Below are 15,823 nucleotides of genomic sequence, written 5' to 3'. Positions count from 1 at the left end.
TCTGGCCTGTTCGCTCCCGGAACCGGGCAACCTGCGCGGCACCGGGCTGGCAGCGCAGCCAGAGCCACGCCAGTTCGGCCATCGCCGTTCTAAGCCGCCTGTTTCCGGCTTTCCCGATCCCTTGCTCCCGTTCCACTCCGCCGCTGTTGCATGGCGCAGCCTATCCGCTCTGCGCCCCTAATCATGGGATCTGTTTGCGCGGTATTCGACCGCTGGCACTGATGGGGTCCGCAAACCAGGTCCCATTCGGCTTAGCGGGCAAGGGCGCCCGGGACATTCGGCGGGGTGTCCTGATTGTTGCGGCTGACCGTTGCACCATCATCTCGCAGGTCTTGCTAACTCGTGTTTCTCAATTGGGTTCAGACAGCCCTTGGCGAATAAGGCTCTTTCCTTGTCAGAACAGCCCGGACCTTGTCAGAACAGCCCGGACGATGCGGGCCGTCTAGTTCGCCATCGCCACGGCCGCCACGCGGGCTGGTTTACGCTCGAGCAGCGCTGTCAGCCACTTGCTGGCACGATTGGGATGGGACCGTGTCTGCCGGACCAGAGAGGCCATGCCAACAACCAGCAACTGCCGCAGATACTGGCCGCCCATTTTGGTGATCCTGCCCGATCGCTCCTATCCGCCGCTCGGCTTGCTGGCAAGCGTCAGGCCGAGCCACGCGGCGAATTCGCGGCCGTTTCTGAACTGATGGCCATCACCAATGGTTGCGGCAATCGCCGGTGCCGTCACCGCGCCGGCACCCGGGGCGGTCTGCAACAACTGAACCCGCGCATCGCGTTTGGCTTCCAGCCGCAGCCCTGCCTCCTGCCAGCGAACCTGACTATGAAGGATTCTCAATTCCCGGGACAGGTTACGGATCACACCCTGCGCGGCGGAAGGCAGCCCAAGGTCTGTACCTTCAACCACGCCTTCGGCAAAACTGATCACCCGCGCCAGTCCGCGCGCCCAGTGATGACTGGTGCCGCAGGCTTCGATTCCGATCAGGCATGGCTCCAAACGCTCAAAAAAGGACAGAACCTGCGGGCACCGAAGCGGCCGATTGAAGACCGTGTTCCCTTCTGAGGTAATCCCGTGAACCTGAAAGATGTTCTTGGCCAGATCAAGGCCGGCTGTTGCAACCTGCATTGGGCGGCCCCTCTTGTAGCAGTCAACGGCAACTGCATCATGGCGCATTGCGGCGCCGGTTGGAGCAGGGGCCATCAACCCCATCGGTTTGTTACTGCTTGCTGCCGGTCCTGAACATCAGGAGGAAAATATTGGCGGCGCCGCCAACAGGCGGGGGCGGGCGGGCGTATCCGCCCGCGTGCTAAACGTTGTCTCTGCACGGCACAAGGTGTCAGGGCCCTGTTCCAAAGTGCCGGGGGTGTCAGCCCCGGTGGTGACCGCGATCAGAGAGAACATTGGCAGTTCGGGTTTAATATGCGGTGAGACCCGCGTGCGCCGGCTGCGCAACACCTCTGGCGGTGCGTCCAGCGGCAACATCCGCGCAAATACTCAAATTGCGCGACTGCCGCCACACGCAGGCATGACCGGGATGCGCGCCTGTCAGCCCCGGGCGGCCAAAGCGGCCACTGTGAAACGTTCGATCAGCCCGGCGTCCTTTCTGCCTGGCGCGCTTTCGACCCCGGAAGATACATCAACCTGGCGCGCACCGGTCATGCGGATCGCCTCACCGACGTTGTCCGGGGTCAGACCGCCGGCCAGCATCCAGGGTTTCTGCCAGTATTTCCGGCCCGCCAGCAGCCGCCAGTCAAAGGCAAGGCCGTTGCCGCCGGGCAGCGCGGCCTCCTTGGGCGGTTTGGCGTCGATCAGCAGCTGATCGGCCACCTGTTCGTAGAGAGCAATCTGCGGCAGGTCGGCGGCATCGGCGATGCCCACCGCCTTCATCACCGGCAGGCCGTACCGTGCGCGCACCTCGGCCACCCGCTGCAGGCTTTCCTTGCCGTGAAGCTGCAACATATCTAGCGGCACCGCGGCTGTGATCGCATCAAGCTCTGCATCTGTGGCGTTTACTGTCAGCGCCACCTTGCACAGGCCGACGGGGGCCTCGACAGCCAAAGCTGCGGCTTGTTCGATGCTGACGTTGCGCGGGGATTTAGGGAAAAACACAAAACCGGCATAGGCCGCCCCTGCCCCGGCAACGGCCGCAACATCCTGCGGTGCGCTGAGCCCGCAGATCTTGACCCGGATCTCTGTCATGGCGGTGTCAGCCTGCGTCTTCCAAAAGCGCCAGAACTTCGTCTTTGCCTTCGTTCTTCTGCTTTTTCAGCTTGCTCACTTCGCGGTTCAGCCTGCGCGCCTCGCGCGTCTTCTGTGCGGCTTCGCTGCGGTGCTTGTGCTCGCGCAACCATTCCCACAGGAAGCCGATCACCAGCCCGGCGCCAACCCCGCCCAGCACCACCGCAAACAGCGGCAGCGCAATGGCGAAGTTAAAGCCGAACAGCTCGGCCAGGGCCGAGGGCATCAGTTTCAGCTCGACAACAGAGCGGTTTGCAAGGGCAACCGACACCAGCGCAATGGCCAGAGGTCCCAGAACCGCGTAGCGAATGTAACGCATCAGGCTTTCCCGTTCAGGCGGTCCCTCAAGAGCTTGCCAGTCTTGAAGAACGGCACATGTTTTTCCTCGACATGGACCGTTTCACCGGTGCGGGGATTGCGGCCGGTCCGCGAGTCCCGCTTTTTGACCGAAAAGGCGCCAAAGCCGCGCAGCTCAACCCGGTCACCGCGGGACATCGCATCGGTCACTTCCTCGAACACCGTGTTCACGATCCTCTCCACATCCCGCTGATACAGGTGCGGGTTTTCGTCTGCAATCATCTGAATCAACTCAGAGCGGATCATGTTCTTTTTCCTCCCAGGCTGCCGGTATGTTCTGGCTATTATTTTGAGAGTATAGGAAAAATTCTGGCATGGGGGAACAAAATGCCGCGGGTCCGACGGGTAAATCAGCGGGAGTTCACCGGAAATTCCGCCCCCAGGCTGTCATTTCGGGGCAGCAAACTGCCGCCGCAGCGCGGCATCTGCGCTGCCGCACGCGCCGCGCCGGTTTGATTCGGGGCGTCAGGCATCCCCCTGGAACACACAGACAGCCGGGCCGGCCCAGCGGCGCGAAAGCCGCGGCGGCGCAATTTTCCTGCGCCACGGCATCCGCTGGAACCGGTTGATTCCGCCCCCCGGCCGTTGAACGCCATACCGCGCATCTGCCCGGCAACGCGGGATGCGGCATGCAGCCGCCGCACATGCCGCAAATGAAACTTTATTTCCACAAGGTAAAATTTTTTATTGTAAAGCGCCCCGTATCCGCCATCCTTTCCTTGAACCAGACGCGTCAGAGGACCTGACCGGCCTGGTGTGTTTCGAACCGGCATGCTCAGCCCATTGGCGGCAGCATAGGCCGGCCTGTCAAAGCTGGTGGCAAACAACCGGCAGGAAGACAAACCAACTTGGAGAAAACTGGAAATGCCATTGGACGTGAGCACGATACACGCTCAGCAAGTTACGCTGAATTCACTGGTGCAGAATATTCTGTACGCTTCTGGGATCGTCGGAGCCATTCTGGTCGTCGTCGGCCTGCTGATGATAGACGCAGGCACTGCACGGCGCAGAAATCTGTTCAACTCGACGATTGAAAAGACGCTGGGGTTCTTCCTGGGGTTTGCGACCTATTACATCATCGGCTTTGGCCTGTGGGCCGGGCAGTATTACATCATGGAAGGCGCGACCATGATGGATTCCATCAAGGACTGGTGGCTGGGCGGCGCCTTGACCAATGCGATGGCGCATCATACGGATCCGGGGACCTTTCCGGGGCTGAACACCTTCCAGATCTTCATCTTTTTCCTGGCGGTGTTTGCCGGGATCATTAACATCCTGTTGCATTTCGCGGTGTCGGAACGGATGAAGGCCTCGGCCTATTTCATCACCTGCATCGTCGCCGCGGTGGTGTCCTCGGGCCTGAGCTGGGCAACCTGGGGGTCGGTCGGCCCGCTGACCAATGCCGGCTTCCACGATTTCTTCGGCGTCGGTTTCGTTTACCTGTTCCCGGCCGGCATGGCGCTGGTATTCACGCCCAAACTGGGCGCGCGCCCCGGCATGATGGCGCCGCATCCGCGGATCTCGGCCTATCTGGCGCCCAGCATCGGGTTGTGCGCGCCGGGCCTATTGCTGATCTTTGCCGGCCTGCCGATGGTGATCCTGTCCTGCCTGTTCTTCTTTGACCCTGAAGCGCTGGCCGTCAGTATCACCATGGCCGACACCAGCGTCGGCATCGCTATCAACAACTATGCGCTGGTCTGGGCCGGCGGCGCGGTCACCGGCCTGCTGATCGCCTATGCCACGGGCAAATACGCCTATACGCTGCTGGGGCCGCTGGCGGGCTATGTTGCAGGCGCGTCCGGCTTTGATGTCTACCTGCCCTGGCAGGCCTTTGTTGTCGGGCTGGTGGCGCCCTTTGCGGCCTATGCGGTTTATGAGTTCACGCTGAAGCGCGGCATCGACGAGCACAAGCTGTTCCCGCTGTTCCTGGGCTCCGGCATCTTCGGCCTGGTCATGCTGGGCCTGTTCAAGGCCGGCACCCCGCGCGGCGGCTATTTCGGCATCGAAGAAGGCGCCTATGCGTTCCAGCACGGGGAAATCTCGCTGGTGATGCAGTTGGCGGGCACCGCGGTCTGCATCGGCACCGGTGTTGTCACCGCGCTGGTTCTGTCCTTCATCCTGGAGCGGACCGTGGGGCTGCGGGTGCCGGAAGACGATCAGATCGACGGGCTGGACGGCAAGATCTGGGACCTGGAGCCGGATGTTGTCACCCACGCGGACAGCACGCAGCGCGCCTGATCGCACCTGGACCGAGAGAGAGGCCCTGGCGGAAGCCGGGGCCTTTTTCGTTCCGCGCAGGTCTGAGCAAGAAAGAATCGGTTATAGTCGAACTCACCAACAGAGAGGAGACCACCATGCTTTACCCGCTTGCCTCGCTTGAGGCCGATAAACTGGACGCGATCAAGAGCCTGGAAAAGGACATCGGCAGCCCGGTGGTGGCGCTGGCGGGTGTCGAGGCAAACACCGCCGCCCTGCCCGAAGACCAGCTGAAGAAACTTCAGGAGCTGGAAGAGGAACTGGGTGTCGTGCTGGTGGCCATGCGGCCGAACTAGGCGCCAATGGGCGTTGTTGCGTAACTCCCTCCTGAAACGTGACTGCCCCTTTTCCCGTTGATGCCAGACGACGCGTTCGATCTCGGCTTGGCCGCGCGCGTTGAAGCGGTTCATGAGTGCAATGCGGATGTGGATTTCGGCGGTTTGGCGGTCGGAGTCTCGCGATGCGGTCCTCTCGCCAGAGGATTTGAGACCGCGCATCCATTGCCCGGCAGTGCATTGCGCGGCAATGTCACGAGAGGGTTCGCCTCGACCCGGCGTCGGACGCAGCCGCCAGACCACCGCTTCCAAATTGGCCGCCCAAGCCGCCGGGCTGCCCGGAGGATGTCATTGCGGGCCATTGCGGCGGCGCAGTCCTCCTTCCAGAGGCGCCCGTTCTTACGGATGGGTATGATGGCTGGTGCCGCCACGCTCGAGGAGGGCTGCATGACAGGCGTGTGCCGCAGGCGCCATCGCCTGTTACGGTGCCGGTCATTTGATCCGGCGGGATTAGGGTCAGCAGGCCCGGAAAAACCGGGCTGTCCACTGCGCGGCAGCGGTTTGCTTACAAACCATGAGAGCGGCCCTCGCGGCTTGAGGTAAATTCCACCGCCCGGATGCCGCCGGTGCTGGTGCCTATCGCCAAATGGACCCTGCGGTACTGGCGTCTGCGATGGGTGCCATGCTCGCGAGACAGCCCTTCTCCATCGCCCAGGAACTTGATCCCCGTGCTGTCCTCTGCCCGGCAGGCGGCCATGCCGCCGGGAGGGGACCAGCAGATACAGGGGACCTGGCGCCTGGCGGCCCGATATTCTGACAGAGATGCTCTTTTGCCTGCGGTTCAAGGCGGAAAAGCCGAAAGGAGGAATCCGCTTGCGCGGCGGTGGCATTTGTTGCTGGCGTTCTGAACCGGCCTTTATGCTGCACGTTTTGCGGTTTTTGCGACCTGTCCGACGATTGGGGCTTTCTCAGCCGACAAAGGAGGTTGCAATGACAGAGGAGAGAACGGCCCCGCTTCGCGAGCGGATGATCGAAGACATGCGCATCCGTGGCATGGGTGCCAAGCCCCAGCAAGGTCATATCCGGGCGGTAAAGCACTTTGCATGGTTCATTGGCCGCTCACCGGACGCAGCGGCACCAGACGAGTTGCGGGCCTGCCAGCTTCACATGACCGGTACCGGGGTGACGACCGGCACCTTTAACGCTCGGATCGTCTCGCGAGGGTTCTTCTTCGGCGCGGCCTGCGGGCGGGAGGAGATGAAGCGGTATATGCAGTTCCGGCGCAAGCCGAAGAAGCTGCCGGCCGTATTGAGCGTGCAAGAAGCTGGGGATCTGCTGGCGGCTGTTCCAGGACCCGGGCTCAAATGCCGTGCGGCTCTGGGGATCAGCTATGGCGCGGAGCTCCGGGCATCCGAAGTTTGCAACCTCAAGATCGCAGATATCGACAGCGACCGGACGCGGCTGCATGCCGATGAAGGCAACAACAGCAAAGATCGCAAAGCGATGCTATCGCCGGGGCTGTTGGATCTGCTGCGGGATTATTGGCGTGAGCCGCGGCCTGAGGGTTGGTTGTTTCCGGGCAAGCCAAAGATCATGGCCCGGTCAGCACGCCAGTTGAACAGAGCATTCACCTCTGCCAAGCATATGGCGGGCATCAACAAACCCGCCACGCTGCATATCTTGCGCCGCAGCTTCGCCATGCACCTGCTCGAGGCCGGAACGGATGTTCGGATGATCCAGCTGCTTCCGGGGCATTCAAAGCTCGGCACGGCAGCGCGCTATACCCATGCCGCAACCAAGACCATTCGCGGCACCGTTGGCCCGTACGAGATGCTGGAGAAGCTGCAGGATCACACCGTCAGGCGGGGAGTGGAGCAGCAGCACGCGCACTTGGCGCGTCCACGGCTGGAGACCGCTGACATCTTTCGGAAGTATGCGCGGCTGTACCGGCGCCTGTTTCTGGATGGGCTGATGGATTTGCACCGCGCAGGCCAGCTCATTTTCTTCAGCGGTCTCGATCGCTTGGCACAGGCGAATGCCTTCGCGAAATGGCGCGCCTCGTTCCGCAGATCCGAATGGGTTGCCTATGCCAAACCGCCCTTCGGCGGGCCGGAGGCGGTTCTGGCCTGCCTGAGCCGTTACCCCCACCGGGCCGCCCTCTCGAACGCCCGTCTGATCACCGCCGATGCCGGTACCGTGGCCTTCCGCTGGAAGGGCTGCCGCATCAAATCCGGTGATCGCCAAAAGGTCAAAGGAGCAGGCCGCATGACACGATGCTTGCCCATCCAATCCAACGAGCACTGGCCGCTCCCGGCCGGCCCAAGCCCGCTGCGCCCGCCATTCCGGATGATCGCTGCAAATATCTGACGCTCCTTCACTCAATGAGATATCCGCTGCGAATGGCTGCTGCTGACGCACGCAAATAGATCAGCGGTGCGCCGGTGGCAGTGTGGCCATCAACCGCAATTCCTCTGCCCCATAGACAACGCCCAGCCCCCGCGGCTTCCTCCTTCCGAGGTTTGTCAACCCCGGCCGCAGGCCGCGCCAGAAAGCAATGCAGCACCCCGGCCCGCATCGAAAAACCTTCAGGAAAGCTGACCTTAACCGTTGTGCCGACGACCCGAGCCTTCACTATGTTTTTAGCCCTGCACCCCGCTCAGGACCACCAGCCGATGCGGGTCCGTGACCACGATGTGCTTGCGGGTGGAATGCACGATGCCGTCCTTCTCCCAGGCCGACAGCAGCCGGCTGACGGTGTGCAGCGTGGTGCCGGTCATCTCGGAGATATTGCGGCGGGTCACCGGGAAGGCGATCTCGATCCCCTCCTCCACCTTGCGGCCCGATTGGGTCACCATCCGCAACAGCGCCGCCGCCACCCGCTGCTCTACCGCTTGCGTCGCCAGTTCAGTGATCCGGGTCTGCATTTCGCCCAGCCGCTGGCCCAGCGTGTTATAGCTTTCCGTGGCGAAGCCTTCGTATTTCGCGGTGAACTCCGGCCACAACCGCACCGGCCAGGACAGTGCCAGCGATTCCGAAGCCGCCACAGCCGTCGCCGGATAGGTGTCGCGGTTCAGCGCCGGCGCGATGCCGAACAGTTGGCCCGGCGAGATATGCAGCGCGATGATCTGCTCGCCGCCCTCGGTGGTCTTTACCACCCGGATATAGCCGTCCAGCAGCAGGTGGAAGCGATCTGCGTCATGGCCCTCGTGAAAGACCTCATTGCCCTCGTCATACCGTTTGGGCAGCGCCTGATCGAGGATTTCGCGGATCTGGCCGCGTTCCAGGAGGCTGAAGGGCGGCAGCCCGGTCAGGAGGCTTTCGTCGAGCTTGGACAAGAATGCACCGCAAGTTTGCTGAAGGACAAAGAGATGACCCCGCCGTTATCGCATAGTGATACCAGAGGAAACAACCGTGCGGGAAAAACGGGAATCCGGAATTGGGGGAGCCTCCCTCTTCCCAGCCCGCCGGTGCTGATCCACGGGGTTCGGCGAAAGATTGCGTCCCTTGCGCCGGACCGGCGGGCGGCACCTGACCAGTGCCGCCCGCCATTCTTTGACTGGGCGCATGGAGGCCGGCATGGCTGCGCGAACCGAATATACCGGACCTGTTCTGTTTTCCTTCGGCTTCAGGCCGTTTTTTCTGGGCGCCTGCCTGTTTGCGCTGGCCGTGATCCCGGCCTGGCTGCTGATCTGGCGGGGCGATCTGGAATACAGCGGCCCGTTTCTGCCAACCGATTGGCACATCCACGAGATGATCTTTGGTTACGGTGCGGCTGTAGTTGCGGGTTTCCTGTTCACCGCGGTTCCCAACTGGACCGGGCGGATGCCCGCCCGCGGCTGGCCGCTGGCGCTGCTCTCGGGCCTTTGGCTGCTGGGCCGGATCGCCGCTGCCGGCTGGCTGGGGCTGCCGGCGCTTGGGGTGATGGCGGTGGATTGCGTCTTTCTGGCCGCTGTGGTTGTGATGATCGCACGCGAAATCATCGCGGGGGAAAACTGGCGCAACCTCAAGGTTCTGGTGCCGATCACCCTGCTGGGCCTGGCCAATGCCTGCTTCCATATTGAGGCAATGACCGAGGGGGCCGCTGATATCTCGCGCCGATTGGGAATTGCTGTGCTGATCTTTCTGATCATGCTGATCGGCGGGCGGATCATCCCCAGTTTCACCCGCAACTGGCTGGCCAAACAGGGTGCGGAGAAGATGCCGGTTCCATTTGGCAAATTCGATGCCGTGACCCTCGCGTCGGGTGCTGCTGCTTTACTCGCCTGGACCGCAGCGCCCTGGGCTGCTGTCAGCGGTGCGCTGCTATTGGCAGCCGGGTTGCTGCACGCCCTGCGGCTGGTGCGCTGGTGCGGGCTGGCCAGCCTGGGCGAGCCGCTGCTGTTCATGCTGCATGCGGCCTATGCGCTGGTGCCTGCAGGGCTGATTGCCGCTGCGGCAGTGCCATTTGGCTTGCTCGGCCCCGCCGCGGCCGCGCATATCCTGGGTATCGGCGCCGTTGGAGGCATGACACTGGCCGTCATGATGCGCGCCACCATGGGCCACAGCGGCCGCCCGCTGGTTGCAGGCCCGGCCCTGACCACGGCCTTTGCGCTGATCATTGCTTCTGCCGCGTTGCGGATTGCAGGCACCACCGAGCTCGCTGCGGGCTGGAACGGCATCACCGTTTCCGGAGGTTTATGGACCGCAGGATTTGCACTGATGGTGCTGAAAACCGGTCCCTGGCTGGCAACCCGGCGTGCGGGTCCCAAGAAAGTGTCAGGAGTGCAGGCCCAGCACCGGACCTAGTGCGCAAATGAGGCAGCAAGGAGGGTAAAGCTCACGCAATCTTAACGGCCTTCTCAGAGAGTGCTATTCCGGGTAACTAGGCTTTGGATAGTGCGAGGAGGTCAAAAATGCAGTGGAAAGCTGCTGCCGTAGTGCCGCTGCTTCTATGGGCCTTCCAAAGCCTGGCGCAACCCGCCGGGCTTGAAGCATTCAAACGGCCCGCTGCCGTGCCGTTCCCGGAGACTGCGCCCTACAGCCGCGAGATTGCCACCTTAGGCAAAATGCTGTTTTTCGATCCGCGCCTGTCCGGCGGCCAGAACATCAGCTGCTCAAGCTGCCACAACCCTTCTTTCGGCTGGGAAACCCCGGTTCCCAAAGCCATTGGGGCTGCAAATAAGCCGGTGCGCCGCCATGCGCCGACACTCCTGAACGCGGCCTGGATCACACCGCTGTTCTGGGACGGACGCGCGGACAGCCTGGAACAGCAGGCTATTGGACCGATTACCGCTCCGGATGAGATGAACGCGACCTTTGACGGCATCACCGCCCGCCTGACTGCGGTGCATGAATACAATTTCTGGTTCGAGCGCCTGTTCCCTGGGCGCGGGATCCGCAAGGAGACCGTCCTGACCGCACTCGCCACCTATCAGCGCACGATTGTCAGCGGCGTGGCCAGTTTCGACCGCTGGGTAAGCGGGGATGCAACTGCTGTGCCGGAGGCCGCCAAACGCGGCTTTGCACTGTTTAATGGGCGGGCGAATTGCGTGTCTTGTCATTCCGGCTGGATGTTCACGGACAACCAGCTGCATGACATCGGGATGCAAACAACCGATCTGGGCGGTGGCGGCGTAGCACCGGCGGACCCTGAGCAGAACTACCGCTTTAAAACCTCTGGACTGCGCAACATCGCTCTGCGGGCGCCGTACATGCACGACGGTTCGCTCACTTCGTTGCGGGAGGTGGTTCGCCATTATGCCGAAGGCGGCGCTGCCAAGGCAACCCGGACGCCGGATATCGAGGGTTTTGCGGCCACCGAAGCGGACATCACCGACCTGATCGCCTTTTTGCAAACGCTGACGGATACCGGAACCAATGTGCCAACCCCTATTCTGCCGGCGAACTGAAGCGCATGGCTGAGGGTTCCCGCTTATGAATATCAAACGCTCCACCGTGCTGCCGGTTCTGGTGATTGCGGTTGCGGCACTGCTCGCGGCAGTGCTGATCGGCAGCATGGCGATGTATGCCTCCAGCCGGAAAGACGCGGTGCTGGAAGCCTCGCTTGAGGTGACCCGGCGCGCCAGCGGCGTCAGCACTGGCATCACTGCCGCCGAAGTCTATGCCCAAGACGTTCTGGCGATGACGCGGTTGGTCCCGCAGGAAGAAGTGGCCAGCCGGTTTCAAAACCACCTTAAGGAAATCAACAACGATCTCGGCGCCTTGCTGAAGCAGCCGCTGCCCGGGCCATTGCGGGCCGAGGCTGAAGCCCTGAACCATGCGCTGTCGGAGTGGTGCGAGTTGGCGGTTGTGCTTTTGGGCATCAAACCTGCACAGGAAATCCCCACTTTAAGCACATTGATGATGAGCAGCGAGGCCGTTACCCGGCAAGCTGCCACCGTGACCGGCCTGGCGGCTGTGCATGCGGAACAGGCCGTCACGGCGGCGAACCGGGCGTTGTCCCGTATATTTGTTCTGGGGCTGACCGGCACTGCTCTGCTTATGCTTGCGGCACTGATTTTTGCCATTCGCAAGGCACATGCCATCTCCGGCGCAATGCAGATGGCGGCGTCCAAGCTGCGGCGCCTGGCGAGCCGGGAGCAATCCGCCCCGTCACAGGAAACGGATGAGATTTCCGCCGTATTCGCCGCATTGAACACGCTGGAGACCAGTCTGGAGGAAAAGAAACGGATCGCCGAGCGGCTGCAGCAGGAAAAAGCCCGGGCAGAAGCGGCCACCGAGACCAAATCCCGCTTCCTGGCAACGATGAGCCACGAAATCCGCACGCCTATCAACGGGGTTCTGGGGATGGCGGAAGTGCTGAATGAAACCAGCCTGACATCTGAACAGCAATCCTGCACCGGCACCATTCTGGCATCGTCCGAGGCACTGCTGCGCATCGTCAACGACATTCTCGACTTCTCCAAGCTGGAGGCCGGAAAAGAGCAGATGCTGGAGCAGCCCTTTAATCTGCGCGACGTGATTTATGACGTCGCCACGCTGATGTCGCCCAGCGCATCCGCCAAGGGGCTGGAAATCTGTATCGACATCCCGGAAAACACGCCTGCCGTCTTTACCGGCGACAGCGGCCGGGTGCGGCAGATTCTGATGAACCTGGTGGGCAACGCGGTAAAGTTCACCCTGGAAGGTTTTATCAGCATCACCCTTAACTACGACGCCAGCCACGCTATTCCACTGTGCATTGATGTGCGCGACACCGGGGTCGGTATCCCCGAAGACAGCATCGGCCTGATCTTTCATGCCTTCGAGCAGGTCGAAAGCACCACCGCCCGGCGTTTTGAGGGCACTGGTCTGGGCCTGGCCATCTCGTCGCGTCTGGCGCAGGCTATGGGCGGGCGGATCGATGTGGACTCGGAGGCCGGCACAGGGTCCTGCTTCACTGTTTGCCTGACGCTGCCGGTTGCCGCTCCAGTGCCGTCTCCTTCCCGGCCGCTTGCAGGCAAATCGGTGGCTGTGGCTGCGGATCTAGCCTTTGCCCGCGACGTGCGGCTGCGCCAGCTGGCTCTCTGGGGGGCAGACACAATCGCGCTTCACGGCATGGACGGCCTGCTGGAAAAAGTGGCCTCAATGGCTGCAGACCAGCAGCAACCGGATCTGGTGCTGGTTGAAACCAGCCTGCCGCTCGATCAAGCCAGAAGCCTGTGCAGGAACCTGCACAGCTTGCCCGGGTGCCGCAACATGCCGATCGTTTTCTGCACCGGCGGTCAGATGCTGGCAGAATATGAAGTTCTGAAGGAGTGCAAGACATTGCGTGTGCTGATGAAACCGGCGCGCAACAAACTGCTTCTGCAAACCCTGAAGGAGGTCCTGAACACCGGTGCCTCTGTGGCTGCCACCGCGATGCTGCCCAGCGCCGGACAAACAGCCGGCCAATTCAGCCACTTGCGCCTTCTGGCGGCTGAGGACAATCGCACCAACCAGCTGGTTTTACAGAAAATGCTGGCCCCTTCCGGCATTCAGCTGACCATTTGCAACAATGGGCAGGAGGCCGTGGACACCTATACCGCACAAGGTTTTGATCTGGTACTGATGGATATGTCGATGCCGGTGATGGATGGCCTTGAAGCCACCCGCCGCCTGCGGGCCTGGGAGCAGGAGAACGGCCGGGCGCCCTGCCCGGTCCTTGCGCTCACCGCCAATGTGCTGAGCACCGACGAAGCGGCCTGCCGCGCCGCAGGCATGGTTGAATTCCTGTCCAAGCCGATGCGGAAGCAGCAGCTGCTTGAGCAAATCGCCAAATGGACCAATACCCCGGCCGCCACCGGGACGGCGCCGCGGGCCCGTCAAGCCTGACACGCAGGGTCCCGGCCTTTTGCTTCACCTGTGACGCAATGGCGCTGATCCGCCATAAAAATCACGACAATACACAAAATCACACTAATTCGTGATGTAATGGGCGCCTGTTTGTGTCCCGGTTTGAGTGCGTTTCCGGAACTTGGGAAGGCGTTTGCCGGCACCGCGCGCACGGGGATTGCGAGCCGCACACAATGGCAGATTTGGTAAAAGTTAATGAGTGATTGGGGGATCACATGTCCAATTTACAGATCGGGGCCGCACGCCCCGCCGATGGCTATGCCGCACATTCCGAAAATCCGGATTGGGGGGCAACCGGTACCGGATTGCTGCATCTGGCGCCCAGCGGCCTGACCTCTGATGGCGGCATGGCCGGGGCAGACCGGCCCAACCCGCGTGAGATTTCCAATATCCTTTCCGCGCAAGACGGCAGCACTCTGAACGCTGCCGGCGCATCGGATTTCCTGTGGATCTGGGGGCAGTTCCTGGACCATGACCTGTCGCTGACCGGAGCCGAAAGCGAGACCGGGGCAGATATCGAAGTACCGGCGGGAGATCCGTTTTTCGATCCTTTCGGCACCGGTGACGCCGTCATTCCCTTTACCCGCGTGGCACAGCAGGACGGTGAGTACCTCAATGAGATCACCGCATTTATCGATGCCTCCATGATCTATGGCTCGACGGTGGAAACTGTCGCAGCAATGCGGGACGAAGGCGGCAGGCTGCAGATGACCAAGGACGGGTATCTGGACCGGGATGGCGACGGTTTCCTGACCGGGGACGTCCGCGCCGCAGAAAATGTGGCCCTGTCCTCGATGCACACGATTTTCACCCGCGAGCACAACCGGCTGGTTGAGGAACTGGCCGCAAGGGATCCCGATCTGACAGATGACCAGTTGTTTGAGGCCGCCCGCGCCAGGGTCGAAGCGCTGGTGCAGAGTGTCACCTTCAAGGAGTTTCTCCCCATTTTGATCGGCCAGGACGCGCTTGGGGCCTATCAGCGCTATGACCCGGACGTGAACCCTGGCATTGCAATCGAATTTTCTACCGCCGTGTTCCGGCTGGGGCATACGCTTTTGCCGGCCAACCTGCAGCTGGTGGCAGCTGACGGAGCCGCCGGCCTGCTGGCATTGCGGGACGCTTTCTTTCAGCCGCACCTGCTGAAGGAACCGGACATGATCGAAAACGTCATGCGCGGTGCAGCAACCCAAGCGTCCGAAGCAGTTGACACCCTGGTCGTCGAGGATGTGCGTTCGTTCCTGTTCGGGCCGCCCGGCGCGGGCGGGCTTGACCTGGCGGCGCTGAACATTCAACGCGGGCGCGATCTGGGGGTTGCCAGCTATAACGGCCTGCGGGAAGCGCTTGGCCTTGACCGGGCAGAAAGCTTTACTGATATCACGCAGGATGCCGGTCTGGCAGCCAGGCTGGAAGAGGCCTACGGCGAGACCGATCTGGTCGACGCTTGGGTTGGCGGGCTGGCCGAAGACCCGTCCGGCGGCGGGCTGCTTGGGGAAACCTTTACCACGGTGATGGTGGACCAGTTCACCCGCCTGCGCGACGGCGATCCATTCTGGAGTGAAGGACGCGAAGGCATTCCACCCAGCGAGTTGAAAGCATTATGGGAAACAAACCTGTCCGAAGTCATTTTGCGCAACACCGATATCAGCGCCATTCAAAAAGACATCTTTACGGCCATGGACAGAACTGCCGGCACAAAGGGCGATGACACCCTTGAAGGCGGTGCCGGACGCGATTTCCTGTTCGGCAACGATGGCGCAGACAGCCTGGCTGGCCGGGCCGGCGGCGATGACCTTCAGGGGGGCCGCGGCAAGGACACGCTTGCTGGCAACCAAGGAGATGATTGCCTGAACGGCGGCGCTGGCCGGGACTATTTGAATGGCGGATCCGGGGAAGACTTCATCTTTGGCGGCACTGGCAAAGATCATCTCACAGGGGGGCAGGACAACGACGACCTGTCAGGCGGGCGCGGCATGGACAGGCTGTCCGGGAACAAAGGCAACGACACGCTTGACGGCGGCCTGCACGCCGACACTGTGACCGGCGGCACTGGTAATGATCTGCTGACCGGCGGCGCAGGCGGCGACTGTTTTCTGTTCAGGACCCGGCACCACGGAGAGGACACCATTACGGATTTTGAACTTGGCCTTGATGAAATCAAAGTGACGGGTCCAATGCGCCGTGCATTGTTTATTGAGGACACAGAAGACGGTCTGAAGTTCTCGGATGGTGCAAACTGGTCCGTGTTGCTGGAGGGCATCAGCATGGGCGACTGGTTTCAATCCGGCGACAGCCTGCTCTGACTGCAACCGGGCTGATGCACGGCCACCTGGATGAGACACGCCGCCCGCCGCATCGGCAACAGCCGGCCGCCGATCGGAAA

At 62.0% G+C, this 15,823-nt stretch carries 13 protein-coding genes and 2 pseudogenes; 7 read left to right on the top strand and 8 right to left on the bottom strand.

Translation table 11 applies throughout. From position 1 onward, the window contains the following. The 6 genes and pseudogenes from A2I95_RS15240 to ihfB form a co-directional block, all read right to left on the bottom strand. Positions 1-145, bottom strand: a pseudogene (locus tag A2I95_RS15240) (transposase); the annotation flags it as partial. Positions 146-442: 297 nt separating this feature from the next. Further along, on the bottom strand, positions 443-595 hold the full coding sequence (locus A2I95_RS15235) for a hypothetical protein (RefSeq protein WP_291730726.1): 153 nt from the start codon (positions 593-595) through the stop codon (positions 443-445). A gap of 24 nt (positions 596-619) precedes the next feature. After that, positions 620-1,177 (bottom strand): transposase, encoded by a 558-nt coding sequence (locus A2I95_RS15230; protein ID WP_291730725.1) that lies wholly within the window; start codon positions 1,175-1,177, stop codon positions 620-622. Between the two features lie 372 nt (positions 1,178-1,549). Beyond that, entirely contained in the window at positions 1,550-2,203 is a 654-nt protein-coding gene (locus A2I95_RS15225; protein ID WP_291730724.1) for a phosphoribosylanthranilate isomerase, read from the bottom strand. 7 nt (positions 2,204-2,210) lie between these two features. Then, positions 2,211-2,561, bottom strand: a complete 351-nt coding sequence (locus A2I95_RS15220; protein WP_291730723.1) for a LapA family protein — start codon at positions 2,559-2,561, stop codon at positions 2,211-2,213. After that, on the bottom strand, positions 2,561-2,845 hold the full coding sequence (ihfB, locus tag A2I95_RS15215) for an integration host factor subunit beta (protein WP_024091416.1): 285 nt from the start codon (positions 2,843-2,845) through the stop codon (positions 2,561-2,563). The genes A2I95_RS15220 and ihfB overlap by 1 nt, the downstream gene beginning before the upstream one ends. 618 nt (positions 2,846-3,463) lie before the next feature. On the opposite strand from ihfB, the gene A2I95_RS15210 reads away from it, so the two are divergent. Both A2I95_RS15210 and A2I95_RS15205 read left to right on the top strand, forming a co-directional pair. Beyond that, on the top strand, positions 3,464-4,837 hold the full coding sequence (locus tag A2I95_RS15210; RefSeq protein ID WP_291730722.1) for an ammonium transporter: 1,374 nt from the start codon (positions 3,464-3,466) through the stop codon (positions 4,835-4,837). A gap of 116 nt (positions 4,838-4,953) precedes the next feature. Beyond that, the gene (locus A2I95_RS15205; RefSeq protein ID WP_291730720.1) at positions 4,954-5,151 is read left to right on the top strand and encodes a hypothetical protein; all 198 of its coding nucleotides are present in this window, start codon (positions 4,954-4,956) and stop codon (positions 5,149-5,151) included. 69 nt (positions 5,152-5,220) lie between these two features. Here the strand turns inward: A2I95_RS15205 and A2I95_RS15200 are convergent. Next, positions 5,221-5,966: pseudogene (locus tag A2I95_RS15200) on the bottom strand (transposase); the annotation flags it as partial. Positions 5,967-6,120: 154 nt separating this feature from the next. Between A2I95_RS15200 and A2I95_RS15195 the strand changes: the two are divergent. Further along, on the top strand, positions 6,121-7,497 hold the full coding sequence (locus A2I95_RS15195; RefSeq protein WP_291730719.1) for a tyrosine-type recombinase/integrase: 1,377 nt from the start codon (positions 6,121-6,123) through the stop codon (positions 7,495-7,497). A gap of 272 nt (positions 7,498-7,769) precedes the next feature. Here A2I95_RS15195 and A2I95_RS15190 read toward each other — a convergent pair whose 3' ends face one another. After that, positions 7,770-8,465 carry a Crp/Fnr family transcriptional regulator gene (locus A2I95_RS15190; protein ID WP_291730718.1) on the bottom strand — a complete coding sequence of 232 codons (696 nt, stop codon included), beginning with the start codon at positions 8,463-8,465 and terminating at the stop codon, positions 7,770-7,772. A 241-nt stretch (positions 8,466-8,706) separates the two neighbouring features. On the opposite strand from A2I95_RS15190, the gene A2I95_RS15185 reads away from it, so the two are divergent. From A2I95_RS15185 to A2I95_RS15170, 4 genes are all read left to right on the top strand, one after another. Continuing rightward, positions 8,707-9,915 carry an NnrS family protein gene (locus A2I95_RS15185; protein ID WP_291730717.1) on the top strand — a complete coding sequence of 403 codons (1,209 nt, stop codon included), beginning with the start codon at positions 8,707-8,709 and terminating at the stop codon, positions 9,913-9,915. 107 nt (positions 9,916-10,022) lie between these two features. Continuing rightward, a complete protein-coding gene (locus A2I95_RS15180) occupies positions 10,023-11,018 on the top strand; it encodes a cytochrome c peroxidase (protein ID WP_291730715.1) in 996 nt (331 codons plus the stop codon). A gap of 25 nt (positions 11,019-11,043) precedes the next feature. Continuing rightward, the gene (locus A2I95_RS15175) at positions 11,044-13,422 is read left to right on the top strand and encodes a response regulator (protein WP_291730714.1); all 2,379 of its coding nucleotides are present in this window, start codon (positions 11,044-11,046) and stop codon (positions 13,420-13,422) included. Positions 13,423-13,658: 236 nt separating this feature from the next. Continuing rightward, positions 13,659-15,743 carry a peroxidase family protein gene (locus A2I95_RS15170; RefSeq protein WP_291730713.1) on the top strand — a complete coding sequence of 695 codons (2,085 nt, stop codon included), beginning with the start codon at positions 13,659-13,661 and terminating at the stop codon, positions 15,741-15,743. Positions 15,744-15,823 lie beyond the last annotated feature (80 nt).

Source organism: Leisingera sp. F5 (assembly GCF_001593695.1).
This window is presented reverse-complemented; position numbering and strand designations above follow the sequence as displayed.